We start from the raw sequence: 25,379 nt of genomic DNA, 5'->3' as shown, positions 1-25,379 counted from the left end.
CGAAGCTCGGCGATGATATCGAGCCGCAGGACAATCGATGCGGTTCGGCATCGATTGCCGAACCGCATCGACTGCTCGCTCACCCCTCCAGCAGGGTCTGGCCGAGATAGCCCTGGGCGTCGGTGATTCCCGGCGGAATCACGAACACCGCGGACCCGACGGGTGTGGTCCAGGTGTTCAGAGCGTCGAATTCGGCCAGGCGACGCTGCACCGGCAGATACTGCGCCGCGATATCACGCTGGTAGGCGGCGAACAGCAGCCCCGAATTCGAGGTGGTTCCGGGCGCCGGGGCATCGTCGTAGTTGTAGCCCCGGCGCAGGAAACGCTCGCCGTCGCTGGTGTGATGTGCCCGGGCGATATGCGACGAGGGCGGAATGACCGGGATGCCGTGGGCGTCCACGGCCGCGAAATCCGGATCATCGGATTCGCGGGTCCCGGTCAGTGGCGCACCGGTCGCGATGCGCCGGCCCACGGTCAGTTCCCGCCCGTCGGGGTCGAGTTCGTCCCAGGTGTCCAGATTCATCGCGATCCGGCGCAGCACCATCGAGGTTCCGCCGCGCAGCCAGGGCTGGGTCGCGCCGTCGTCCCACACCAGCCGATCGAAATCGGCTCCGGGTGCGATATTGACCGTGCCGTCGACCTGGCCCATCAGATTGCGCATCCTCTGCCCGGCAGCGGCGTTGCGGAATCCGCGCTGGGTCCAGCGCACCGTCACCAGGGAGGTCACGCTGCGCGACAGCGCCCGTACCGCGTGCGCCACCGTCGTCGCCTCGTCCGCGCAAACCTGCAGCAGCAGATCCCCCGCACAGAAGGCGGGGTCGAGCCGGTCGATGGTGAAGCCGGGCAACGCCGTGAGCCAGTGCGGCCGTGCGGATTCGAGCCCTGCCACGCTGAACAGCCGCGGGCCGAATCCGACGGTCACGGTCAACCGGGCGGGCCGATGCGCCAGCTCCGGTTCGGTATCGGCCAGCGTCGGGTCCCCGGCCGCGAGCCGCGCGGCGTCCCCGGACCAGATGCGCAGCAAACCCACGAGGTCGGCCCGGGCGGTGCCGGGCCGCAGATCGAAGGCCACGAACGCCGCGTGCTGCTGCGGTGTGGTCGCGACCCCGCCCTGGTGCGGTCCGTAGAACGGTTCGCGGGCGGTCCCCGGATCGGTGGTCTCGCTCGGGCGCGCCCAGCGTTCGGCGCCGAGGGTGAGGCCCGCGACCCCCGCCGCACCCGCCGCGGCCGCGCCGCCGCCGAGCAAGCGGCGCCGCGACAGCCGCTCAGCCACCGTGGGCGGCCGGGGTCGGTGAGTAGTTCTCCTGATTGCCCGCGAAGTCACGCACCTGCGCGGTGAAGGTGGTGCTGGTGCCGTCGGCGAACTTCACCGTGACCGGTGTCTGCGCTCCCGTGCGCAGTGGCGCCTTCAGGTCGATGAACATCAGGTGGTCGCCACCCGGCGTCAGTTTCGCGCTGCCGTGTGCGGGGATGGCCAAGCCGCCGGCCTTGGGACGCATCATCGAGGTGCCGTTGGACTCGACCACCTCGTGGATCTCCATCCGCGCCGAAGCCGGGCTGGTCGCGTCGACGACGCGGATCTCGTGGTCGCTGGTGTTGGTGAAATTCGCGAACGCCGCCGACATCCCCGCGTCGGCGGCTTTGATCCATTGATCGCTCACGGTGACCGAATTGGCGTCAGCGGCAGTGGATGTGCCGCCGGACGAACATCCGGCCAGCAGCAGCGGGATGGAGGCCGTGGCGGTGATCAGCAGGGCCGCGGACCGGTGCCGGGCGTCGGATGCCGGACGGCGGGAACCGCGGTCACCCGGAGCGAGAGCGGAACGCCGGGCGTGGGGGAGACAGAACATAGGTGAACTCCGTTGCGTGAGAAGGGATTCGTCGGGTTGACGGCCGGCGCGCAGCGGGCACACGCATCCGCGACCGGGCGCCCGTCAGGTTGCCGGTCCGCGCTGTGCGCCGCACGGGGTGAGTGCGTGCGCGCTGAATCCGTCATCGGTATCCGCTCGTGGCTGCCGGCACCCGGGAGAGCGGTTCGCGACGTGGGCGACCACCCGAAACCGGGGGCATGCAACTCCTCCGGCATCCGATCGATCAGGCTCCTGGGAGCCCGGACGAACGGCGGGCGGAACAGCATCGCGTGCGATCAGCCAGTGATGGGCGCGCCGCCACCGCGGGAACCGTCACCGGGCCCGGCGGGCGTGCCGACATCGACCGGTGCACCGACCGCTCGAGCGACCGCTTCCTGTTTCGCGTGCGCGGCCGTCCATGTGCCGTGCGGCACGGATCCATCGGGTCGCCGTACCCTCGAGTGCCGAGTGCCGAGTGCCGAGTGCCGGCTGGCGGCTGGCGAAGCGCCGGTATTCGGCCGACCGGCCCTGCCGTGCCGCCGATGCGGCGGCTCCGTGCTCCCGGAACTACCCGCGTGCGGAACAGCTCAGCTGTGGGCCGCCATCGGCAGCCGGGTCAGATCCGGCGAGGCAGTGGACCGGTCCACCGACCTACCGCTGTCAGGCCCAGGCGGCTACGCGGCGAAAGCAGCGAACGAACGGCTGTGGGCAGGCGGCCCGCGCCGCCCGGTGCCGGACGCGAGCACGAGCCGCCGCGGCGCGGCCACCGTGTCCGGCCCTGAGACGACGACCGGGGCGCCGGCGATTCCGAGGTTGTGTGTGATCGCGCCGACCGCGCGGCGAATCAGTGAAACAGCGCGCCGCAGTGTGGTTTCCGCGCCCCGGACCAGGACCGCCCCGGCCACGGTGGCCGCGAGGTGCGCGACCAGCATGGGTGCGGTTATCAGCATGTCGTGGGAGTGCGGGGACAGGGTCAGCGCCAGATGGCCGAGCAGCTGCCCGAGCGCGAGCAGGCCCATGAGCCGGAACAGTCCGGTGCGGGTATGCGCGGCGAGGCTGCCGATCGCGGTGCTCGCGGCGATCAGCATCATGATCGCCGCGGAGCCGGGGGCCATTGTGCCGCCACCGAGCGCGTGGGCGGCGATACTCACCGTGCCCGCTCCGGCACCGACGCATCCGCCACGCAGTCGCGTGGAAGGGTCGGCCGGTATTCGCACGCGATCATGGTATCGGGGCGCACCGACGGGGTCGGCCGCCAGGTGCACCGGTCCTCACCCGGCGTGATGCCCGTCACCGCTCGCGGTTTCGGCGGTCCGGGGTCAGAGGATCTCCAGCTCGGCCTCGCGTAGATCCTGGGGAAAGACGAATCGCCGCAACGCCCAGAACCGGAACGCCATCGCCAGCAGCACGCCCAGGATCTGCCCGGTGATGAAGTTGGAGACCGCCTGGGTGAACGGGGTGACATGCGGCACGCGGATATCGAAGACGTACAGCGCGATCGCCTGCGGTATGACGGTCACGCCCACCGCCAGCGCGCTGACGGCGAAGAACAGCGCCGCCTCGTGACTGCGCTGGCGTCCGCCGCGGGTGTTGAACGACCATTCCCGATTCAGGATGTAGGAGGCGATCGTCGCGATCAGCACGCCGAACGCGCGCGCGGTCAGCGGCTTGTCCGGCAGCACGGTCAGCTTGAGCGCGTACACCACTCCGGTGTCCACGAACCAGGTGATCGCGCCGACGACGGCGAATTTCATCAGCTCCCGATGGGCGAGCAACAGCGCCCGCCAGCGTTCGGGCAGCCGGTCCAGTCCAGCCTGCACCAACGACACGCAATCCACCCTAACCGCGCTCCGCGACCCGGGCATCCGGACAGCGATCATGACCCGCGAGGTAATCGTCACGCCCAACGCCGCCGCATACGATCGGGCAGGTGCCGACCCATACCGCCGGAGATCTGCTGCGCCACTGGCGTCGCACCCGCCGCCTCAGCCAGCTGGAGCTGGCCGGGCGCGCCGAAACCTCGACCCGTCACCTCAGCTTCGTCGAAACCGGCCGGTCCACGCCGAGTCGCCAGCTGATCCTGCACCTCAGCGAGGAGCTCGACATCCCGCTGCGCGAACGCAATCGGATGCTGCTGGCCGCCGGCTACGCTCCGGTCTACGCCGAACCCGGATTGGATACTCCCACCATGGCCCCCGTCCGCACCGCGATGCGGCAGATCCTCACCGGCTACGAGCCGTATCCGGCCCTGGCCGTGGACGCGCAGTGGAATATGGTCGACGCCAATTCCGGTGTGGCGCTGTTCCTCGACGGTATTCCCGCCGACCTGCTGACGCCGCCGGTCAATGCGCTGCGGCTGAGCCTGCATCCCGAGGGCCTGGCACCGCGCATCCTGAATCTGGCGCAGTGGCGCGGACATCTGTTCGAACGCGTCGATCGCCAGATCGAGGCCACCGGTTCGGCCGATCTGGCCGCGCTGCGCACCGAATTGCTCGGATATCCCGGTGGCCGCGACGATCCCGGCCTGCCCGAACCGGATCAGGCGGTCGTTCCGCTGCGGCTGCGCCACCACGACGGCGAACGCGGTGACATCGACCTGGATTTCATCAGCACCATGACCATTTTCGGCAGCCCGATGAACGTCACCGTCGCCGAACTCGCGATCGAGTCGTTCCTTCCGGCGAGCCCGGAGACCGCCGAATTCCTGCGCCGCCGTTCACATATCGAGTAGATGTGGCAACCCGGCCCGGTATCGGTCGGCGTCGACGCGTTTGAACGGTTCGAGTTCGGCCGGTGCGTACATCGGGAACACCGCTGCCCGCGGCGCCGTGTCACCGGCCGCGTCCAGTACCGCGTTGGCCGCCTTGCGGCCCGCCTCGCAGGCGCCCTCCATGGTCGCCAGATCGATGCCGGTGCGCACGTGGTCGCCGCAGAAGAACACGTTGCCGATCGCCGAATACGCCTCCGGCCGGTGGTCCCAGGAGCCGACGGTGTTCACCAGCAGCGGGGTGTCGTTGCGGTTGCCGCCCTCCTCGAAATGCACACCCGGATCGACGAACCACGAGTGCACGTCGTCGTCGCGCAACCAGCCGGTGCCGGTGTTGAGCCAGCGTTTGAGTTGCGCCCACACCTCCTGCACCACTTCGTCTTTCGTGCACCGCTTGGCCGGTTTGCCGAACAGGATGCCGGGGGTGTCCCAGTCCGACACGTCCGCCGACAGGCATTCCACCACCGTCCCGTCGCCGTAGCGGGCCGCGAAATCGCCGCGCCACATCGGCGCCTGCCGCAGTGCGGTGATCGCCCACGGCGTGCCGAGTGCCGCGATATGTCCTTCCGGCACGCCGGTGGGTTGCCGCAGGTAGAACTGCACGCCGACCATCCAGTCCAGCACCAGCTCCCGCATCCCGGCCAGTGCCGGGTCCGCGGCGAGGATGTCGTCGTCGAGGATCGTGGCCGCGCGGTCGGCAGGCATCGCGCACACGTACCAATCCGCCCGCACCGCCCGCCCGCCCACGTTCGCGCCGCTGATCCGGTCGCCCGCGAGGCGCAGGCTCGTCAGGCCGGCGCCGGTGACGAACCGGACCCCCTGTCCGGACAGATGCGCCACCCACGGATCGATCCAGGCTTCGTTGGTCGGGCCGTTCAGGATCCGGTCCACCCCGCCGCGGTACTGCGGCGCGATCCCGGCGCCCGCGAAAACCAGTGCCTCCCCGATGGTTCCGATGGTGCGCGCGGAGCTGGTCTCCGACTTCGCCGCCACCGTTATCCGGGTCAGCGCCCGGGCCAGGTAGTCCCGGTAGGCCTGCGACTTCCCGGCGGCCCCGACCGCGTCCACCCACGATCGGTACTCCCATTCTCCGAAGCGGCGTTCGGGGGAGCTGGTGAACCACATCATCATCCGATCGCCGAAGAACGCCAGTTCCTGGGACGGCAGCTGCGGAACGAAGCCGAATCCGGCCACGAGTGAGTTGCGGATCCGATCGGGGTTCAGCTCGCGCAGTCCCGCGAGCTCGGTCGGCACCGTCACCGGCGGCAGATCTGGGAAGCCGGCGACCGTGGACTCCACCCGGATCAGATTCCCGGCCACACCGTTCGCGTTGCCCGGGAACGGGATTCGTGCCATCGTGTCCGGGACGTGCTGGTAGCAGCCCGGGAAGAACCGGAAGCCGTGTTCGCCCGGCAGGTCGGCGCGACCGCCGGCCCCGGTGCCGGGCACGCTCATGCTGCGCGCCTTGCCGCCGAGCGCGGTCGGCTCGTACACCGTGACCGCATAGCCGCGTTCGGCCAGTTCGTGTGCGGCGGTCAATCCGGACACGCCACCTCCGAACACCGCCACGGTGCGTCCTGGGCTCACCTGGCGGCGTATCGGATTCGCGCGTGCCGCCGTGGTCCATGCGCTGCTCGTCGCGAGCGCCGCGCCTGCCGCCGCACCCCGCAGCAACTGCCGCCTGCCGATTCCACCCGCGTTGTCGCGACCGCTCATGTCCACTCCTCGAATCAGCGAGCGGGACCGGCCCTGCGTCGATCCCGAAGCCCGAATTTCTGTGCCTGCGAAGCCTTTTCACCGAGATCCGGCAGCATCGAGGGCCCGCCGGCCGGCCCGCCCCTCACTTCGGCGCCGTCGCGGGCCACCGCGACCACGCCGCACCCCACCGCGCCGCCTGACGTTCCCGCCAGTCCTGCGCGCCGTCGCGGACTTCGCGAATCACGGTGTCCACCACCGCGGCCGCCGGCTCGTGCGCCAGTGCCTGTATCGCCAACTTCGCCGCCCGCACCGGGGTCAGCAGTTCGTCGGGGGTTCGCGCCCGGGTCATCACGTCGAGCGCGAGGCCGGCCAGTTGCGGGTCGGCCGCACCGGCGCGGTACAGCTGCACTTCCAGCGGTGTCATCTCGGTGCCGCGGGCGAGCCGGTTGGTCCACTGGTACATGGGCAGGCAGTCCTGTTCGCGCCGGTGCTCCCATCGGGTCAGTGCCCGGTCCAGCGCAACCGGGTCGTCCAGTACCGGGGCCGCGTATTCGCCCAGCAGCCGCCCGTAGCGCATGGCGTCACGCATACCCTGCGCTGTGACCGGATCCTTGAAATGGCCGGCGTCGCCGGGCAGCGCCCAGCCCGGACCGCTGGAGCGGCGGAAGTAGGAGACGATCCCGGTGGCCGAGCGCACCCGGCCGAGCGGTTCGCAATCGTCCAGTCGCGCAGCGAGTTCCGGAATGGCGGTCACCATGTCGTGGTAGCGCTGCTCGGTCTGCCCGGCGGTGCGCGGTCCGTGCGTGACCGGCGGCTGGATCAGCGACAGCACCGCACCGTCCTCGCACGGGAAGGCGGTTCCCAGCAGATCCCCGGCCCGCCACTGGGCGGCCGTCGACCGCCATTCCGGGCGGCCGTCGCGCCAGTAGGCGAAGTAGCATGCCCGCCCACTGGGCTTGCTGCGGTACGGGTCCAGCGCTCCGGTCAGCCGCGCCACGGTGGAGCGACGCCCGTCCGCGCCGACCACCAGGCGGGCCCGGATCTCGCGGATGGTCCCGGCGCGATCGACCGCGCGTACGCCGGCTACCCGGCCGCGGTCGTGGATCAGTTCGGTGACCCGCATCGATTCGTGGACCGTGGCGCCGGCCGCGCGGGCCGTGGCCACCAGGGCCGCATCGAATCCGGTGCGCCGCACGCACATCGCGTAGTCGATACCCCGCACGGCGGTGAAGGGCGCCCGTACCACCTGGCCCGCGCCGGCGGCGAACGCGACCCGCAACCGTGGCGCGCCGAGGGCCAGCACCCGCTCCGACGCGCCCAGCGCCGCCACCTCGGCGAGGCCGGCCGGCCACAGCAGATGAGTCGAGAGCGTGTCGGAGGGAAAACGGGCCGAGTCCACGACGACGACGCGCCGTCCCGCGCGGGCGAAGGCGATGGCCGCGGCCGAACCGGCGCAGCGCGCTCCGACCACCACCACGTCTGTGAATTCGTGGTCGCTACAACCGTTTTCGCCGAGATCTCGGTCGCGCGCCGGAAGGTCCCGGACCATCGCGCGGGTGCCCGGATCGGTCGGCGAGGAGTCGGCAGGTTCGTCGGTAGGCATCGGCGCCGCCTTCCGGGTCACTATGTTCGGACACGGTGTCCTAATGAGAGAATGAAGTGACTCGTCTCACATTGTCAATATGTTTGGTTCGATCGGCGGCGGCAATTACCGACGCCTGAGCCGCCCGAGCCCGGTGAGATGCCGGATCCGCGGGAAGGCGTGGCCACCCGGCCCGATCGGAAACGACCGTGATGAGGTACCGCGATGGCGTTGATGTCACCCTTGGACTCGGCATTCCTGCTGCTGGAATCACGCGAACATCCCATGCACGTCGGCGGGCTCTCCGTGTTTCGTCCCTCGGGCGCCGAGCCGGGGTCGGCGCGGCAGGTGCACGAGGAGTTGGTCTCCGGTGGCGGCGAACTCAACTCGGTGTTCCGGCGCCGGCCCGCGCGGTCGCTGGCGAGTTTCTCCGCCCTGCAGTGGAATCTCGACGACGACGTCGATATCGACTACCACGTCCGGTTGCTCTCGGTACCCACGCCCGGACGGGGGCGGGAATTGCTGGAACTGGTGTCGATGCTGCACGGATCGCTGCTGGATCGTCATCGCCCGCTGTGGGAGGTCTACGTCATCGACGGGCTCGCCGACGGCCGGATCGCCTTGTACACCAAGACACATCACGCGCTGATGGACGGTGTGTCGGCAGTGCGCACCTGGCAGCGGGTCCTCTCGGCCGACCCCGACGCCCGCGACTGCGTGCCGCCGTGGCGCTCGCCCCGCCGTCGTCCGGACGCCGGCCCGAATACGTTGTTGCGCCGCTCGGGCGAGGCGGTGCGCATGGCCGGGCGGATCGGCACCGCCGTACCCGAATTACTGTCGGGCGCATACGCGATCGCGCGCGATTATCCGGAACCGCTCCCGTTCCGGGCGCCGCACACGATGTTCAACGTCGCCATCACCGGTGCCCGGCGATTCGCTGCCCAGTCGTGGCCGTTGCCGCGGTTGCGCGCGGTCGGGTCGCGCACCGGGGCGACCGTGAACGACGTCGTGCTGGCGATGTGCGCGGGCGCGCTGCGGCGGTATCTGCTCGCCGAACAGGCACTGCCGGCCGAGCCGCTGATCGCGATGGTGCCGGTCTCGTTGCGCGGCACCACCGAAACCGCCGCGGGAGAGGGCAATTCGGTGGGTGCGGCACTGTGCGATCTCGCCACCGACGAATCCGACCCGGGTGACCGGCTCGCTCGCATCCACTCGTCGATGGCGCGGACCAAGAACACCATGTCCCGGCTGACGCCGCTGCAGATCCTGGGGCTGTCGGCGATCAATGTGGCGGGGCTGGCATCAGCGGCGCTACCGATCCGGCTGCCCGCCGCAGCGCCGCCGTTCAACATCGTCATCTCCAACGTCCCCGGCGCCGCCGAACCGCGCTACTGGAACGGCCTGCGCCTGGAAGCGGCGTATCCGGCGTCGATTCCCCTCGACGGGCAAGCGGTCAACATCACGACGATAAGTTCCGGTGGCGCCATGCATTTCGGCATCGTCGGCTGCCGCCGCAGTGTGCCGCACCTGCAACGGCTGTTGACCGGACTCGACGAATCCCTCGCCGAACTGGAGTAGCCGGTGCTGTGCCGCCGGAAGGCCGCGACCGCATCCCGGGCGCGGCGGGCGGCTGCTCTGTGGATCGTCAGGCGGTGCGCGCGGTGTCGGTGAGGGCGTCGGTGGCGGCGGCGAGAATCCGTCGGGCCCGTGGAAAGTCCTGTAGCTGCCCGCCCAGCAGATCGAGGACGGGAAACAGCGAGTGCGCGGGAACCGCCCGCGCGCTCAGTACGCCGGCGGTCCACGTGACGAAGGTGGTGAACACCATGTCGTCGTCCAGATACAGTGCGGTGGCGAGGAATTCGAGGATCTGCGCGATATCTTCGGCGGTGCGTTCCACTTGGAATTCGGAATAGTCCCGCAGCGCGGGAAAACGGTGTTCCAGTTCCGCCATGGTGGTCGCCAGCAAGTGCGGAGCGCTGCGAGCGATCATGGTGAATTCCTGATCGGCCAGATGCGGCAGTGGCCGGTGCGGTCGGTCCGGCCGCTCGCGTCGCAGCCCACCGGCGAGCAGCTCGGCCGCGGTCGAGGCGTCCGGCGCCCAGCCGTCCGCGCCGAGCAGGTCCGCGTAGCGCCCGTCCGGCCCGAATGCCGCGCCGCCCACGAGCACCGGCACCCCGGCCGCCTGACACGCGGTGATCGTGCCGTGTGCCGTCGGCAGCCGGGTCGGCAGCGACGACGACAGCAGCACGGCGTCGGGGCCGGTGTTGTGCAGATGCGCGATCAGGTGGCGCGTAGGGACCTGCGCGCCCAGGAAATCGACCTGCCAGCCACGCAACCGCAGCACCTCGGCGACCAGCCGGCCGGGCAGCGCATGCCATTCGCCGTCCACACAGGCGACGGTCACCCGCCCGGCCGTGGCGGGGTGCGCGTCGGCCACGTGCAGCGACAGTGCCGTCACGGCGCGATCGTTGATGGCGGTAGCGGTGTGCTCGTCGGCGACACTGAGGGTGTTCGCGGCCCATTCCGCGCCTACCCGGCGCTGGACCGCGGCGATGACCTCGAGCAGGACCGCCTCCGGCGCCAGACCCGAATCCGCCGCCGCGAGCACGATCCGGATCGCCGCCGGTTCGTCGCGGCCGGTGACCGCCCTCCACAACTCTTCGCGAAACGCGGAGGCGTCGCGGACGATGCGGCGATGCGGCTCGGACATGAACGGCGGCTCCTTCGCTGTGCGGGTCAGTGGATCACGAGGTTCGAGGCGCGCGGCGCGGTGATCGCGACGACGGCGATGTCGTCGTGCTGGTTGCGGCCGACCCACTGGGTGGTGAGCATGTGCACGCGCTCGACCACCGCCTCCGCGGGCATCTGCGCACACTGTGCCAGCGCGGCGGCGAGCCGCTCCTCACCGAACATGCGCCGGCCCAGCGGTCCGCCGCGGGCCTCGGTCACACCGTCGGTGTAGAGCAGGCAGGTTTCCCCGGGCGCGAGCGAGGTCCGGAATGTCGTCGCGGTGATGTCGGGCAGCGCACCGACCAGTTGTCCACGCGTCTCGGCCGTTTCGACGGTCCCGTCGGCCCGCACGATCAACGGCGGTGGGTGCCCGGCGGAGGTCAACCGCAGCAGCACTCGCCCGTTCCGATGCACGGCTGATGCCAGCACCAGCGTGGCGAACCGGTCGTGCCGCGAGGACACCAGCGCGTCGTTGAGCAGGGTGAGCAGCCGCTGGTGGTCGTCGGCCATCGGCACCAGCGCGTGGACCGTGTTGCGGATCTTGCCGGTCAGCACGGCGGCCTCGAGACCTTTGCCGCAGACGTCGCCGAGGACGACGAGGGTTTCCCCGTCCGGTGTCGGCGCCCGGTGCACGTCGTAGAAGTCCCCGCCGATGATTTCGTGATTCTCCGAAGCCCGGTAGGCGCCGGCCAAGTCGATTCCGTGAACCCGGTGCAGCTGCGGCGGCAGCAGTTCGCGCATCAGGACCGCCGTGATGCTGGTCTGCTCGGCATACAGCCGCGCCGCCGACAACGCGATACCCGCGCGCCCGGCGAACAACTGGGCGAAGACCTCGTCGCGCTCGTCGAAGGTCCGCTCGCCGGAACGCCGCAGCAGTACCAGCGCACCCGCCGAAACCCCGTGGCCGGGAAGCGGAGTCACGATCACCGAGCCCGTCGCGTGCGCGAAACCGGGCGGCAGCAGCCACGCCGGCACCGCCGCGGGGTCGAGCCACTGCGAGGGAATCGGGGGGAACCCGCGCAGCGCCTCGCTCAGCCCGGCCACCACGTCGGGATCCTCCTCGACGACGTTCACCCGGACCGCGCCGTGTTCGTCACAGGAGACGACCGACAGCGCGCGCCCGGCCGGCGGCGTGACGACCACGGCGGCATCGGCGAGGTGGCGGGCGGCGAGCCGGACCGTGGTCTCCAGGCACCTGTCGACGTTCAACGAGGCCAGCAACTGTTCGGAGGCCTGCGACAGAAACGCGGTGCGTTCGCGTTCCTGCTCCAAGTCCGAGCGGCTCTCGTGCAGCGAGCGCGCGGTGTCGCCGAGCAGCCACCAGACGATCGTCCCGTCGCCGCCGGGGGAGGCGACGGCATGCAGCTCGCGCCCGCCCACGCGACCGGATACGGATGCGGCTGTCGGCTCGATGTCGGATGCGGCCGTCGCGTCGTGTGCTGCCGACAACCAGGGCAGCCCGGTGCGGTGCAACGGCTCACCCACCGCCGCGTCGGGTAACAACGCCGCGGCTGCGCCGGTCAGCGCCACCACCGTGCCCGCTCGATCGACCACCACGGCCGGATGCGGTACCGCCGACCACCGGTCCACGCCGCTCACCGCAGATCCGGGCATGGCGGCCTCCTCACATCCAGTCGCACGAGCGAAACCTGCTGCGCCGCAGTCGAACCGGCATCACGGCTGCTCCGCCGAGGTGCGCCGGGACCATTGTCCGGTGTCGGGATCGGATCGCTCCTCGGCGGTGGGCGAGACCACGAATTCGACGGTCGTACCGTCGGCGCCCGAGACGACGCGGGTTCCGGGCATCAGGGCGTTCATCATCGGCAGGCCGCGGCCACGATCGGTTCCCTCCTCCGCTCGCGGCGCGCGCCAGGTGCCGCCGTCGGAGACGGTGATACGGATCGAATGCACAGCCGTGGCATGCAGCACGACGGTCCGGCCGTCGCCGCGATGACCGTGCTCGACCGAGTTCGTGCACGCCTCGTTGACGGCCAGTAGCAAGTCGTAGGCGCGATCGGGTCCGAGGTTCGTGGCCGCGAGCCAGGCCCGCAACAGGGCCCGCACCCGCTGCAATTCCTCGGACCGGGCCCGGAATTCGATGTGCAGATCCTCGAGCGATCGCTGCCCGCTGTTCGCCGCGGCCTTGTGAGCTCCGCTCTCGGGGTGGCGCATGCCTTCGGGGTGACGCATCCGATATCAGCCGTTCGTGTGTGTGACAGCGCTCGCGACGGCGGCATCGACGTCGTCGAAGAGCGCGAATACCGTCGACAGGCCGGTGACCTCCACTACGCGCCGCACCGGACGCGGCGCCACCACCAGCACCCGTCCCGCCTGCCGCAGGGCACGGACCAGTACGTTCATTCCCGAGGAGTCGAAGAATTCGACCGCGGACAGATCCACGATCAGCTGCCCGGGTTGACGAGTCACGGCCTGCTGGACAGCCGTATCCAGCCGCGGCGCGGTATGCGAATCGACCTCACCGGCCGCGACCACCACCACGAAGCCGCCGACCGAGATCACATCGGCGGTGCAGCCGCTGTGGCCTTCGTATCCCACGTATTCACCCTTCCCTACACTCCCGCATTCGTGTCCGCCCTCACGAGTATGAATCGTGGCGGCCGAGCGGATCTGTGCAGGCACGTCTGCGCATCACGAACACCGCGATACTCGGCGTGGTTTCGCGGTGCCGCGCGCGGCTGTGGTCTCAACCTCGCAAGATCACCGAGTGTAACGGCCGCGGCGCGCTCCCCGGGACGCGTGTCGATCGGCGCCCGCCGAGCCTCGTCCACACCAGGCATACCGCGCCCATCGCCGGGGGGCGAAATCGCGTGCCACGGGAGGCGATTGCGGAGGTGGCGGTAGGCCGGGGACGGCATCGCGCCGCGCTCGCCGGACTGTCCGGTGTGTCTGCCGCGACATTCCGACGTGTCGCCGACGCGTCCCGGCCGCCGCGTGGTTATATCGCGCGACGGCGTCTACGGAGGTGTTCGGTGACCACAGCAGGTCTGATCCTCGCTTGCCTCGCGGCAGTGATCCACATCTACATCTTCTATCTGGAGTCGGTCGCCTGGACGAGCCCGAAAACCCGCGCCATCTTCGGGGTGGCCTCGGCGGCCGAGGCGGAGACGACCAAGCCGCTGGCCTTCAATCAGGGCTTCTACAATCTGTTCCTGGCCGTGTCGGTCATCGTCGGTACCGTCTTCTTCGCGGTGGGCGAGCAGACGATCGGCGCGACCTTGGTGTTCACCGGGGCGGGCTCGATGACCGCCGCCGGCCTGGTCCTGCTCGCGTCCAGCCCCGACAAGGCGAGCGCGGCCCTCAAACAACTGGTGCCACCGCTACTCGGCGTGATCCTGCTGGCCGTCGGCCTGCGATAAGCCCCCTGCACACGTTGACGTCGTTTCCGTTGTCGACCGCGAAGCCTGGGTAGGCCCAGCGGGAACCGACCGCGCTGTCGGATCCCGCTGGACCGCCGAGACCTCGCCTCCCGTCCCGGCGTTGCCTGGGAGAGAATTCGCCCAGGCAACGCCGCCGAATCGGTTCTAGCGTGGTGATATGACCGTCAGGGAGCCGCATCTGCGTGAGCTGGGGGAGTTCTTGAAAGCCCGCCGGGCGCAGCTCGAGCCGGGCGCTCTCGGCCTGCCTTCCAGCGACCTGCGGCCGCGGCGGGTGCCGGGCCTGCGTCGCGAAGAGGTCGCGGAATTGGCCGCGATCAGCACCGACTATTACACGCGGATCGAGCAGGGGCGGCTGGCCCCGTCCGAGCCCGTACTCGACACCCTGGTCCGGGTGCTGCAGTTGGATCGCGAGCAGCGCGATTACGTTCGCAGCCTGGCCGAACGGGCCGACAGCCGCCCCTCCGCGCCGCGTGGCCGCCAGGTCGTGCGAGCGCAACTCGGCAGGCTGCTGGAGCAGCTGACCGATACACCGGCGCTGATCTTCGGCCGCCACCTCGACATCCTGGCGTGGAATCAGCTGGCCGCGGCGCTCATCGCCGATTTCGGCAAGATTCCGCAGAAACAGCGCAACTACGTGCGGATGATCTTCCTGGACCCCGCGATGCGCCGGCTGTACACCGACTGGGAGGCCGTCGCGCGGACCTGCGTGGCGATCCTGCGCATGGAAGCGGCAGCGAATCCCACCGATCCGCGCCTGACCGCGCTGGTCGGCGAGTTGTCGGTCGCCGACGAGCAATTCCGGCAGTGGTGGGCGGCCCGCCATGTCGCCCACCAGGAATTCGGCACCAAACGGATGAGCCACCCCGAGGTCGGCGATCTGGTGTTGGAATGGGACACTTTTCGCTATTCCGGCGACCCGGATCAGCAATTGGTGCTGTGGTCGACCGAGCCGGGCAGTGTGTCCCAGGACAAATTGCGCATCCTCGCCTCCTGGTCGGTCGAGCATCTCCCGGCTTCGGAAACGTCGGAGGAGCACCGCACGCTCTGAGCGGGATGTGGCTGTCGGCTGCGCGAGAGTCGCGGCACGGCGACTGTGCCGGCCGCGCGAACCCGCGGGCAGCATCGCGCCACGATAATCGGGTCTCGGTGATCCGAGTAGGGGCGATCGACCGGCGGCCTGGTGGCGCTCCCACGCTCGATCGGGATCGACGCCGCCATGGCGGAGCCACGGCAGGTCGCATCGACGGCGGCGGGCCGACCGCTATGCGGAAAAGGCAGCAGCGAGCAGTTATCCGAAGAGCCGGCGATGGCCGCGAACGAACTGTTCGAAGGTTCTCGGCGCGTCACCGGTCAGGTCGGTGACGGTGGATAGGACCGAATCGGCCCCGCCCTCGCCGTAGACGACGCTCACCCGGACCAAGGCTGCTGCCATGAATGCCGGAACGCCGGCAGCGAGCAGGCCCTCACGTGCTTGCGTCGCGGTCTGTGCGCGATATCGCACGGGGTTGCGCAGAACATCCGAGAACACGTCGGCCACCTGCTCGTAGGTGAGGGCACGGGGGCCGGTAAGGGAGTAGACCCGGCCGTCGTGGCCGCCTGTGGTGAGGACATGCGCCGCGACACCGGCAACGTCACGGGCGTCGACGTAGCTGATGGGCGCCGAACCTCCCGGACGTGCGATCACTCCGTGCTCGGCGATCGACGCCGCCATCTGCGCGAAGTTCTGCATGAAGAAGTTCGGCCGCAAGAAGGTCCACCGCAATCCGGAGCGCTCGATGGCCTGCTCCACCGGTCGATGCAGGTCGGCGAGGGGAGTGAGGCGTTCGTCGGCCCGCCACAAAGACACCTTGACGACGCGTTCGACACCGGCCTCGCACGCCGCGTCGACCAGGGTGAGTTCATCTTGGGTCTGCGTCGCGGTAGTGGCCGTGACCAGGAAGAGGGTGCCGACTCCCGCCATCGCGGCGGGCAGGGTGGCAGGCCGCCTGTAGTCGACGGTGACCGCGTCGTGGCCGGATTCCGTCATCGCGGCAGTGCGTGCGGGGTCCCGGTAGGCCGCGCGAACGGGTGCACCCGCCGAGAGCAACGCGGCCACCACACCCGAGCCGATTCTGCCCGATGCGCCCGTGACCAGCACCGGACGGGCGGAAGGCGGGGACAGGACCGTGGACGGCGCCGAGGGTTTTGTACCGGTGCGGGGTCGGTTCACCTGCCAGACGTTATCGGGAGCCACCGACAAGAATCCGAACGCAGACAGTGACTTTCACCCGGTGCGGTCGCGATCGGAGTCACGCTCCGAGGAACAGCCGTTCGTTCGGCAGGCGAGGCAGCCGCTCCTCGATGGTGTCGCGCATCAATTCGATTGCGTACCAAGGCCTTCGCCGCCAGTCGTTGATCAGATTGCTGGCGGCTGCGGCCGCCGCCAGGTAGTCGAAGGCGATATCACCCAACCAGATTCGAAGCCGCACATCGCAGTCCGCGGGCCGCGTCGGTCTATCGCCGGTGATCGTCGCATGCTCGACAGCGCTATGTGTGCACATCGAGAACTCCCCTTCGCGGGCTGGAGCCGCTGCCGATCATTGCCGCCAGGCCGGCCGGGAGAGCTGTGGCCGGGTCATCCGCGTCATCGGGACCGGTGCGCGCCAGCCGCACGGCAAGCCGCAGGTGGCTACTATTTCGTGCTCGGTGGTGCCGTCGGGGTACTCGCGGGTGATCAGCGACGCCGATGCCGGATACCCGCAGTGTGCACATCCACCGAAGTAGTCCAGCAGTTCCTGGACGTGGGTGTGAATGGGTGACGGCATGCTCCGCTCCGCGTGGTTGATCGACCGAGCATCATTCGGTTCGGTGGTGGTGGTCCTGACCGAGGGCGGCGAGGTCGACGACCTCTACGCGGCGAGAAGGCGCGTTCTGTCGGTCACGAATTCACGGTATGCCTCGATCCGGCGGGTTGCCTGGGAGAGTTTCCTCCCTGCCTCCGGTTCGTGATCGCCCGGACGAGGTGGATGAATGCGTTTCGCGCACCGGCCTCGTGACCCCGATGCCAGGGAAAGATCTCTCCCCTCCACAGGGGCGGTGTGCGCTACGAGACTGGACGTGCACGGGCTCGCTGACTCAGTCATCACAACCCGGCTGCGGGGCTCGTCACGACATCGGAGGAGTCGCAACACCAGAGGAGTGAACACCATGGTCAATCACAAGATCGAGCACGTCAGCTTCCGCAATCGCGATATGTATTGGGACATCGCGGCGGATCTGCACTTCCCGCCCGACTTCGACGAATCACGGACCTATCCGGCGATCGTCGCCGCGCATCCGATCGGCAGCTGCAAGGAGCAGACGGCCGGCAACGTCTACGCGCCTGCGCTGGCCGAGGCCGGCAACGTGGTCATCGCGTTCGACGCGAGCTTTCAGGGGGAAAGCGGCGGCACCCCGCGGTTCCTGGAGGATCCGGCCCAGCGCGTCGAGGATTTCCATCGGGTGGTGGACTACCTGGTCACGCTGCCGTATGTCGACGCCGATCGTATCGGTGTGCTCGGCATCTGCGGTGGTGGTGGATACACCTTGGCCGCGGCCAAGACGGAAAAGCGGTTCAAGGCCGTCGTCTCGATCACCGGTGTGAACTTCGGCCGGATGCAGCGAGAGACCTCGGGGCAGGACGGCGGGCCGATCGCGGCGTTACGGGGCATCGCCGAGCAGCGCACCGCCGAGGCCCGCGGCGCGGACAGCGTCGCGAACGACATCCTGCCCAGCTCGGCCGAGCAGGCCCAGCAGGTGGGTGACATCGACATCATCGAGGCGTACGACTACTACCGCACCGATCGCGGCCGGGCAAAAAACGGCTGTACCACCTTCGAGGTCGCGCATGGTTCCACCGCGCTGGGATGGGATGCGTTCCACCTGGCCGACGAGCTGCTCGACCAGCCGCTGCTCATCGTCATCGGCGACAAGCAGGGCGGTTTCGGCGCCTACCGCGACGGTCACGAGATCTACGAGAAGGCCGCCTCTGCGGACAAGCAGCTCCTCGAACTTCCGGACGTCTCCCACTACGACCTCTACGACCGGCCGAAGGGCGCGGGCGAGGCGTTGAAGAAGGTCGTCCCGTTCTTCGCCGACAAGCTCTGATCTTCCGATGCCCTGACAACGCCGATTCACCCGGTCCGGGCCGACGAAGCGGCCGGCCAGTCCCGAGACTGCCGCCAGCGGTTCCGACGTGGTGTCAGCGCAGCGCCGCCGCGAGGTAGGGGGCGGTGGCGCTGTGTGGGGCGGCGGCCGCCTCGGCCGGGGTGCCGGTGGTGACGACACGACCGCCCTCGTTGCCGGCGCCGGGGCCGAGGTCGATGACATGGTCGGCCCGGACCACCACGCGCATGTCCAGTTCGGCGACCACGACGGTATTGCCCGCGTCCACCAGTTTCTGCAGGTGCAGCATCAGCCGGTCGGTATCGGCCGGATGTAGTCCGGAGGTGGGTTCGTCGAGAAGGTAGAGCGCGTCGCCGCGGTGGGCCCGCTGCAGTTCGGTGGCGAGTTTGACCCGTTGGGCCTCACCGCCGGACAGTTCGGTCGCCGGCTGCCCCAGCCGGAGGTAGCCGAGCCCGACGTCGTCCAATACGGTCAGTGAGCGGAGGATGTCGGTGTCACCGTCGAAGAACTCCCGCGCCTCCTCGACACTCATCTCCAGCACCTCGGCGATATTGCGTCCGTGCCAGGTGATTTCGAGTGTGCTCGCCTGGTAGCGGGTGCCGTGGCAGTCCGGGCACGGCGTGTAGACGCTGGGCAGGAACAGCAATTCGACCATCACCCAGCCCTCGCCCTCGCATGTCGGGCACCGCCCGGACGCGACGTTGAACGAGAACCGGCCCGCGTTGTAGTGCCGACGCCGCGCCTTCGGTGTACTGGCGAAACGGCGGCGGATGTAGTCGAACATTCCCGTGTACGTGGCGACATTCGATCGGGGAGTGCGCCCGATCGGCTTCTGATCGATGCACACCACCCGGCGAAGATCACCGACTCCGCCGACGATCGTGCCGTCGACAGGCTGCGACTCGGCGGACAACAGCAGGTCGTCTCCGATGTCGTCGGCGGCGGTGCCGACGGGATGGCCCAGGTGCTCACCGACCAGCGCCGGGAGTGCCTGACTGACCAGGCTCGACTTCCCGGAACCCGACACCCCGGTGACAGCGGTCAGGCACTTCAGCGGAAGCGACACCGACACATCGCGTAAATTGTTGCGGCGCACCTTCTTCAGTCGCAACCATTCCTCCGCGGGCCGCGGCGGCCGGGGTGCGGGCCGTTCGTGGTCGAACAGGTACCGACGCGTCGCCGATTCGCCGACGTCGTTCAAGCCCTCGGGCGGTCCGCTGTGCAGAATCCGGCCGCCGTTCTCGCCCGCGCCGGGACCGAGATCGACCAGCCAGTCGGCGGCGCGAATGATGTCGAGCGAGTGCTCGACGACGAACACGCTGTTGCCGCGGCGCTTCAGCCCCTCCAGGATGCCCAGCAGGGCGTCGCGGTCACGCGGGTGTAGCCCCGCCGACGGTTCGTCGAGGACGTACACGACTCCGAAGAGCTGCGAAGAGAGCTGCGTCGCCAGCCGCACGCGCTGCAACTCGCCCGACGACAGGGTCGGTGTGCTGCGGTCCAACGACAGATAACCCAGGCCCAGGTCGGTGACCGGACGCAGCCGCTCCAGCAGTTCGCTGACCAAACGCTGTGCGGCAGCGCGCTTTTCGATCGACATATTCGGTGTGCTGCGCACGTCCGGGGCCGCATCGTGTGCGGAACCTCCGGCCGCTACACGCTTGTCGACCGCCGTTCGCCGGGCCGACTCGTCGAGAACGGCGTCGGATCCGATATCGGTCGGGCGCCAGTTCTCGGCGAGTACCGACGACAACAGTTCGGCGAGGCGGGCCAGGGGAAGCGCGGAGAATTCGGCGATATCGAGCCCTTCGAACGTCACCGACAGGGCCTCCGGTTTGAGCAGTTTGCCGTCGCAGGTGGGGCACACCGCACTACTGATGAATCGGGACACCCGCTTCTTCACCGAGGCGCTCTTGGTGTTCGCGAACGTGTCGAGGACGTACCGGCGCGCACTGGTGAACGTGCCCTGATAGCTGGGCTCCATCTTCTGCTTCAGCGCGCGGCGTGTCTGCGCCGGGGTGAACCCGGCGTACACCGGCACCGTCGGGTGCTCGTCGGTGTAGAGGATCCAGTCGCGGTCCTTCTTCGGCAGGTCTCGCCAGGGCCGGTCGACGTCGTATCCGAGCGACACCAGGATGTCGCGGAGATTCTGACCGTGCCAGGCCGGCGGCCAGGAGGCGATCGCCCGGTCCCGGATCGTCATCGACGGGTCGGGCACCATCAGTTTCTCGGGCACCTCGTACACCCTGCCGATACCGTGACAGGTGGGGCAGGCACCCTGCACTGTGTTCGGCGAGAAGTCCTCGGCGTAGAGCATCGGTTGCTTCGGAGGGTAGTTGCCGGCCCGCGAATACAGCATGCGGACCAGACTCGACAGCGTTGTCACACTGCCGACCGAGGATCGCGCGCTACCGCCGGCGCGGTGTTGCTGCAGGGCGACCGCCGGCGGCAGCCCCTCGATCGAATCGACATCGGGAACACCGACCTGATCGATGAGGCGTCGCGCGTACGGTGCCACCGACTCCAGATACCGCCGCTGGGATTCCGCGAACAACGTGCCGAAGGCCAGCGACGATTTCCCGGAGCCCGAAACACCGGTGAAGACGACCAGCGCATCGCGGGGAATGTCGACATCGACGTCGGCGAGATTGTGCTCCCGCGCGCCGCGCACCTGGACACGGGCGGGAACGGCGATCGGGGCGTCCCCGCCGGGCGCCCGCTTCCGCGCGGAAGTACCTGTCATCGCCTCGCCTCCCGTCTTCGGTTGTCGATCCGGTGCCGAAAGGGTGCTCTGATTTCATCGGTTACCCGGGACCGGTCGCTTCTATCGTCGGCAAACCGCCCGTACGAGGCGCAGCCGTGAATCTCCGACACCAGCGCGGAATCGCCACGTCCGGATGGTTGCGTCACCGGCCGCGTGGTGCCCGTCGCTCTCCTGGCACCGGTGACGGGTGAGTGGTGCATCGCTGGGGCGAGCCGGAATGGGATCGCCGCGATGTACCACTCGTCGTGTCGACGGCCGGGTCAGGCCATGACGGAGACGCGGTCCGTGTCGGTGACGGGTCCGGTCCGAGAATCCGTGCGCGCGGCCAGCCGGACCGGCAGGCTGGTCAAGCCGTGAATCAACAGGCTCTTTCGCCACGTCAGATCGGTGAATTCGCCGTCGAGCGACAGATCCGGGAAAGTGGCCAGCAGCCGCGAGATCGCGGTCGTGGCCTCCATCCGGGCCAGGGCGGCGCCGAGACAGTGGTGGATGCCGTGGCCGAAGGCGAGGTGCCGGCTCTCGGGTCGTTCGAGGTCGATGCGGTCCGGCTCGGCGAACCGGGCGGGGTCGCGGTTGGCGGCGGCGAGCGAGATGAGGATGAATTCGTCCGCGTCGATGTGCTGATCGCCCAACGTGATCGGGGCGGTGGTGTAGCGGGCCGTGGCCAAGTGCAGCGACCCCTGGCAGCGCAGGATCTCCTCGACGTAGGCGGGTATCGCTTCGGGGTCCGCGCGCAACCGCTCGGCGATCGCGGGCTCGCGCAGGAGCTCGAGTACCGAGTTGCCGATCAGGTTGACGGTGGTCTCGTGCCCCGCTATCAGCAGCAGGAGCAGCATGGCGATGAGTTCGTGCTGGTCCAGGCGGTCGTCGTGGTCTTTCGCGATGATCAGTTGGGAGAGCAGGTCGTCACGGGGGTCGTCGGTGCGTTCGGCGATCAACGCCGTCAGGTAGGTGAAGTATTCGACCCCGGCGGCGGCGCGTTCCTCGTTGGTGGCGGTGTCGCTGACCACGTCGGCGGTCCAGGAACGGAAGTCTGCCTTGTCGTCGTCGGGCACCCCGAGCAGTTCGCAGATCACCGCGATCGGCAGCCGGAACGCGTAGCTGTCGATGAGGTCGACAGTCGTTCGCGGGCTGATGTGGTGGAGCAGGGTGTCGGCGATCGCGGTGATCCTCGGTTGCAGATCGCGGATGGCGGGGCCCGCGAACGCCTTCGCCACGAGACGGCGCAGACGCGTGTGCTGTGGCGGATCGGCGAACAGCATATTGTCGTTGATGGCGGTGTTGAACATCTCGGCCGCACCGTTTTTGGCCAGCACGGCCTGTCCCTCGGGCGACCCGATGCGCTTGCTGATGGTCGGTTCCGCGAAGGCTTGTTTCGCCACGTCGTGATCGACGATCAACCAGCCGACCACACCGTCCAATCGAATGCGATGGAGGGGACCGCGCTCGCGCAGCGCCCGATAGGTCGCATGCGGATCCTGGTAGAAATCGTCTGTCAGTTCGAGGATTTCCATCTCGGCTGTCACCGGCCACCACCGGCCGACGACACCATGGCCGAGCTCGAACATAGGTAGTGCACTGTCCCTCAGTCCTTTCGACGAACGTTCTGACTTGCGTCCGATGCGGTCCGGACCGAGTAGTCGGTCAGGTGTGCATCAGTGAGAGGTCGAGCAGTTTCGATCGGGTGAAACAGGGAGGCCCCGGCCACGGATTAGCCATGGCTACCGTCCAGTAAACATCTGAGTGCCCGAGTGGCTTCCGCGTGCACATCGCATCGAAATGCGCTGCTCGCACGCCAGGGCTGTTCGGAAGTCGTTGAAGCGGAGTCTTATTCGGAACCGGAAAGCGAAACAGATGGTAGCTCGGCGGCGTCGGCGAACGCCTCCTCGCCGCGACCTTCGATCAGCACGGTGTGATCACGGCTTCGCGGCGAAACATCACGACGCCCGTATGTCGGGGAGGACCGTATCGGTGTGCGTCGCATCAGTCGGGAAGTTCTTACCTGCGCATGCGTGGGGAAGAAGGGCATGGCTCCACTCCGGCGATTCACGAACCGGGCCGTGGTGAGGCTGCGCGCTCACGGCGCGCAGCTCCCGCCACTGTTGTTCCCCTTGGTTTTTCGCTCCAGGTATCAGGCTTCGGCAGCCGCGGGCAACAGGCCGAGCTGAGTCAGGAATGCGGCGTTGTCCCAGTAGCCGCGGTGTTCGACGACCTTGCCGTCCTTCACGGCGAAGGTGTCGATGAGGGGAAAGCGCACCGCGCGGCCGGTCGGCGGGACCTCTCCCTGCGGCGTGGCCAGCGGGCCGGTGTGAGTGCCCGAGAACGACACCTCGGCGACCGCCCCGTCACCGTCGTGCCAGATGTTGCGCACCGTGATGGTCAGATCGGGAAACGCCGTGATGAAGGTCTGGATCATGGCGCGCAGCTCGCCGATGCCCGACAGCGGGCCGGACGGGAATTCGCACGCCACGTCCTCGGAGAACGGGCTCGCGGCAAGGTCCACGTCGCCGGTGTTCAGTCCCTGGTAGTGCGCCTCGATGAAACCGCGTAGCAGCTCGCTCATATACATGCCTCCGTATCGGAAATGGTCGGCCGGAATCCGGACATCACGCACGATATTTCACATATTCCAGATATGGTGTCCGAGAAATTGGACACTCGGCCCGGTTCGTTCGGGCAGGTGTCTCGTCCGTGGAACGCACTCCGGTTCGGTACATTTCACACCTGTTGGCGGCCAGTGCCGATGCCGGCCGACGGCAATGACGCCGCGGCGGAAGACGTTCGGCGCCCCGGCGGCGAATCCGGGGTTCCGATCAGGTCGAGAGCGACCGTAAAGCGTTGGGGCGGTGGCGGTTCGACGCAGGCGAAAGCGCCTTCAACGGTTACGGACATGTCCAAATTCCTGGACACCCTGCATCCATCGTGCTGCGTAGCGTCGCCGAAAGCAGGGGCGCCATCACAGTTTTCGGCAGTCGGCGTATCGAGTCATTCGACGACGTCACCGCGCCGGGGGCATCGCATCCACCGACCGGTCGTGATCGCGGATTCCCGTACCTCCGGCTCCTTCCGCTGGTGGTCCTCTGCGCCCTGTGGGCGGTGCCGCCCACCGGAAATATGGAGGTAGAAGTTGTTCCACAAGGCAGTTCACGCGGCGCGCGGTGCGGCGGTGGGAGTGGCGGCGGCCGTCGCCGTCACCTGCTGTGGCTGGTCCGGTTCGTCCCTGGCGATGGCGGCCACGCCCGATCGCTATCTGATCATCGCCGGTGCGGCGTCATCCAATGTCGAGGTCCTACGGGTCGACGCCGCCGGCACTCTCTCGAATGTGGCGGGCTCCCCGTTTCCCGCGGGCACCGGCGCGCTGTCGCTGACCGCGACCCCGGACGGCCGCACCGTGTATGTCGCACATACGGTTTCGGGCACGATCAGCGGTTACCATCTGAACGCGGACGGTACCCTGTCCCGCATCCCCGGTGCCCAGCTCGACCTCGGCACGCCGGCCGTCGGCTTCACCATCAGTCCCGACGGCTCGCGCATGTTCGCGACCATCGGCGGCGCGACGAACGAAGTCCGCTCGTACCGCATCGACGCGTCGGGGGCGCTGAGCCCCACGGGAGCCCAGGCGACTCCGATCCCCGGGATCAGCGGCCTGACCATGCCGACCCTGTCACCCGACGGCCGGTTCCTCTTCCTGGCGAGCTGGCTGAACATGACCGTCTCCAGTTTCGCGGTGCAGCCCGACGGCGGCCTGCGCGCGATCGGCGGCCCGGTCTTCGCCGGCATGCAACCCACCCTGCACGGCGTCACACCCGACGGCCGGTTCCTGTACGTCAGCAACGAAGCGAGCGACGGGGTGGCGGGTTTCGCGATCGCTCCTGACGGGCGCCTTACGCCGACGCCGGGATCGCCCTATCGCGCCGGCTTCCTTCCGCACGGTGTCGCGATCACCGCCGACAGCCACCGGCTGTACGTACCCGCATCGATGGGCGGCGTGATCGGCGGTTTCACGATCGGTGGCGACGGCGCGTTGATTCCCCTCCCGGGCTCGCCCTATGCGGCTCCGGCGGGCACGATCCCGGGGCGGGTCGTCCTGGACGAGGCAGCCGGGAAGGTGTTCCTCATCGATGCCCTGACAGTGCACGGGACCACTCAGCTCCACTCGTACGCCATCGCGGGAGACGGTAGCCTGGCACCCTCCGGCGCCCCGGTGACCGACACCGGGCTCGTGTTCTCCGACGGCCCCGACGCGATTCTCACTGCGCCACAATAGAAACGGCGTCCGATACGGGCGGACCGCGGTGTGTGACGACAGCCACCCGCGGTCACCGCCCGCCGGGCGTCGACAACCGATAACATCAAATGCTGGATATATTTAATTCTCCACGCACATCGCGCTTCTCCGGATAGCATCCCGACCGGACGCCGCCGTCGTACTCGACCGGCGGTCCGCATC

22 protein-coding genes are annotated in these 25,379 nt (G+C 68.7%); 6 read left to right on the top strand and 16 right to left on the bottom strand.

Features of this window, described 5'->3' with window-relative positions:
* Positions 1-79: 79 nt before the first annotated feature.
* The 4 genes from NMI01S_RS12905 to NMI01S_RS12890 form a co-directional block, all read right to left on the bottom strand.
* Complete coding sequence (locus NMI01S_RS12905; RefSeq protein WP_062996878.1) at positions 80-1,273, bottom strand: Dyp-type peroxidase; 1,194 nt, start codon at positions 1,271-1,273, stop codon at positions 80-82.
* Positions 1,266-1,850 (bottom strand): copper chaperone PCu(A)C, encoded by a 585-nt coding sequence (locus NMI01S_RS12900; protein WP_084512897.1) that lies wholly within the window; start codon positions 1,848-1,850, stop codon positions 1,266-1,268. The genes NMI01S_RS12905 and NMI01S_RS12900 overlap by 8 nt, the downstream gene beginning before the upstream one ends.
* A gap of 674 nt (positions 1,851-2,524) precedes the next feature.
* Positions 2,525-3,067: a hypothetical protein gene (locus NMI01S_RS12895; RefSeq protein WP_063920725.1), complete on the bottom strand. Its 543-nt coding sequence runs from the start codon at positions 3,065-3,067 to the stop codon at positions 2,525-2,527.
* Between the two features lie 102 nt (positions 3,068-3,169).
* On the bottom strand, positions 3,170-3,679 hold the full coding sequence (locus tag NMI01S_RS12890; protein WP_062997053.1) for a GtrA family protein: 510 nt from the start codon (positions 3,677-3,679) through the stop codon (positions 3,170-3,172).
* A 101-nt stretch (positions 3,680-3,780) separates the two neighbouring features.
* Here NMI01S_RS12890 and NMI01S_RS12885 point away from each other — a divergent pair, with 101 nt between their 5' ends.
* Positions 3,781-4,581: a helix-turn-helix domain-containing protein gene (locus tag NMI01S_RS12885; RefSeq protein WP_062996874.1), complete on the top strand. Its 801-nt coding sequence runs from the start codon at positions 3,781-3,783 to the stop codon at positions 4,579-4,581.
* Here the strand turns inward: NMI01S_RS12885 and NMI01S_RS12880 are convergent.
* Entirely contained in the window at positions 4,567-6,333 is a 1,767-nt protein-coding gene (locus NMI01S_RS12880; protein ID WP_062997052.1) for a hydroxysqualene dehydroxylase, read from the bottom strand. The two genes, NMI01S_RS12885 and NMI01S_RS12880, sit on opposite strands and share 15 nt — an antisense overlap.
* A gap of 124 nt (positions 6,334-6,457) precedes the next feature.
* Entirely contained in the window at positions 6,458-7,918 is a 1,461-nt protein-coding gene (locus tag NMI01S_RS12875; protein WP_245716834.1) for an NAD(P)/FAD-dependent oxidoreductase, read from the bottom strand.
* A 204-nt stretch (positions 7,919-8,122) separates the two neighbouring features.
* On the opposite strand from NMI01S_RS12875, the gene NMI01S_RS12870 reads away from it, so the two are divergent.
* Positions 8,123-9,475 carry a WS/DGAT/MGAT family O-acyltransferase gene (locus NMI01S_RS12870; RefSeq protein ID WP_062996872.1) on the top strand — a complete coding sequence of 451 codons (1,353 nt, stop codon included), beginning with the start codon at positions 8,123-8,125 and terminating at the stop codon, positions 9,473-9,475.
* A 67-nt stretch (positions 9,476-9,542) separates the two neighbouring features.
* Here the strand turns inward: NMI01S_RS12870 and NMI01S_RS12865 are convergent, their stop codons facing one another.
* From NMI01S_RS12865 to NMI01S_RS12850, 4 genes are read right to left on the bottom strand one after another with little or no spacing between them, the layout of a single operon-like run.
* A complete protein-coding gene (locus NMI01S_RS12865) occupies positions 9,543-10,607 on the bottom strand; it encodes a cobalamin B12-binding domain-containing protein (protein ID WP_062996870.1) in 1,065 nt (354 codons plus the stop codon).
* A 26-nt stretch (positions 10,608-10,633) separates the two neighbouring features.
* A complete protein-coding gene (locus tag NMI01S_RS12860) occupies positions 10,634-12,241 on the bottom strand; it encodes a PP2C family protein-serine/threonine phosphatase (RefSeq protein ID WP_062996868.1) in 1,608 nt (535 codons plus the stop codon).
* 60 nt (positions 12,242-12,301) lie between these two features.
* Entirely contained in the window at positions 12,302-12,817 is a 516-nt protein-coding gene (locus NMI01S_RS12855; protein ID WP_084512896.1) for an ATP-binding protein, read from the bottom strand.
* A 6-nt stretch (positions 12,818-12,823) separates the two neighbouring features.
* A complete protein-coding gene (locus NMI01S_RS12850; protein WP_062996864.1) occupies positions 12,824-13,183 on the bottom strand; it encodes an STAS domain-containing protein in 360 nt (119 codons plus the stop codon).
* 434 nt (positions 13,184-13,617) lie between these two features.
* On the opposite strand from NMI01S_RS12850, the gene NMI01S_RS12845 reads away from it, so the two are divergent.
* Together NMI01S_RS12845 and NMI01S_RS12840 are read left to right on the top strand one after the other, a co-directional pair.
* Positions 13,618-14,004, top strand: a complete 387-nt coding sequence (locus NMI01S_RS12845) for a DUF1304 domain-containing protein (RefSeq protein ID WP_062996862.1) — start codon at positions 13,618-13,620, stop codon at positions 14,002-14,004.
* 178 nt (positions 14,005-14,182) lie between these two features.
* Complete coding sequence (locus NMI01S_RS12840) at positions 14,183-15,073, top strand: helix-turn-helix domain-containing protein (protein ID WP_062996860.1); 891 nt, start codon at positions 14,183-14,185, stop codon at positions 15,071-15,073.
* A 240-nt stretch (positions 15,074-15,313) separates the two neighbouring features.
* On the opposite strand, the gene NMI01S_RS12835 is transcribed toward NMI01S_RS12840, so the two are convergent.
* The 3 genes from NMI01S_RS12835 to NMI01S_RS34795 form a co-directional block, all read right to left on the bottom strand.
* The gene (locus NMI01S_RS12835) at positions 15,314-16,234 is read right to left on the bottom strand and encodes an SDR family oxidoreductase (RefSeq protein WP_167669900.1); all 921 of its coding nucleotides are present in this window, start codon (positions 16,232-16,234) and stop codon (positions 15,314-15,316) included.
* A gap of 79 nt (positions 16,235-16,313) precedes the next feature.
* On the bottom strand, positions 16,314-16,565 hold the full coding sequence (locus NMI01S_RS12830; protein WP_157126151.1) for a hypothetical protein: 252 nt from the start codon (positions 16,563-16,565) through the stop codon (positions 16,314-16,316).
* 36 nt (positions 16,566-16,601) lie between these two features.
* Positions 16,602-16,829: a hypothetical protein gene (locus NMI01S_RS34795; protein WP_157126150.1), complete on the bottom strand. Its 228-nt coding sequence runs from the start codon at positions 16,827-16,829 to the stop codon at positions 16,602-16,604.
* Positions 16,830-17,211: 382 nt separating this feature from the next.
* Here NMI01S_RS34795 and NMI01S_RS12820 point away from each other — a divergent pair, with 382 nt between their 5' ends.
* Positions 17,212-18,150, top strand: a complete 939-nt coding sequence (locus NMI01S_RS12820; RefSeq protein WP_084512920.1) for an alpha/beta hydrolase — start codon at positions 17,212-17,214, stop codon at positions 18,148-18,150.
* A gap of 94 nt (positions 18,151-18,244) precedes the next feature.
* On the opposite strand, the gene NMI01S_RS12815 is transcribed toward NMI01S_RS12820, so the two are convergent.
* From NMI01S_RS12815 to NMI01S_RS12805, 3 genes are all read right to left on the bottom strand, one after another.
* Positions 18,245-20,908, bottom strand: a complete 2,664-nt coding sequence (locus NMI01S_RS12815) for an excinuclease ABC subunit UvrA (RefSeq protein WP_174554510.1) — start codon at positions 20,906-20,908, stop codon at positions 18,245-18,247.
* 281 nt (positions 20,909-21,189) lie between these two features.
* Complete coding sequence (locus tag NMI01S_RS12810) at positions 21,190-22,455, bottom strand: cytochrome P450 family protein (RefSeq protein ID WP_167669899.1); 1,266 nt, start codon at positions 22,453-22,455, stop codon at positions 21,190-21,192.
* Positions 22,456-23,060: 605 nt separating this feature from the next.
* On the bottom strand, positions 23,061-23,492 hold the full coding sequence (locus tag NMI01S_RS12805) for an ester cyclase (RefSeq protein ID WP_167669898.1): 432 nt from the start codon (positions 23,490-23,492) through the stop codon (positions 23,061-23,063).
* A 564-nt stretch (positions 23,493-24,056) separates the two neighbouring features.
* Here NMI01S_RS12805 and NMI01S_RS12800 point away from each other — a divergent pair.
* Entirely contained in the window at positions 24,057-25,196 is a 1,140-nt protein-coding gene (locus tag NMI01S_RS12800; RefSeq protein WP_062996847.1) for a lactonase family protein, read from the top strand.
* Positions 25,197-25,379 lie beyond the last annotated feature (183 nt).

Source organism: Nocardia mikamii NBRC 108933 (assembly GCF_001613505.1).
GTDB lineage: Bacteria > Actinomycetota > Actinomycetes > Mycobacteriales > Mycobacteriaceae > Nocardia > Nocardia mikamii.
This window is presented reverse-complemented; position numbering and strand designations above follow the sequence as displayed.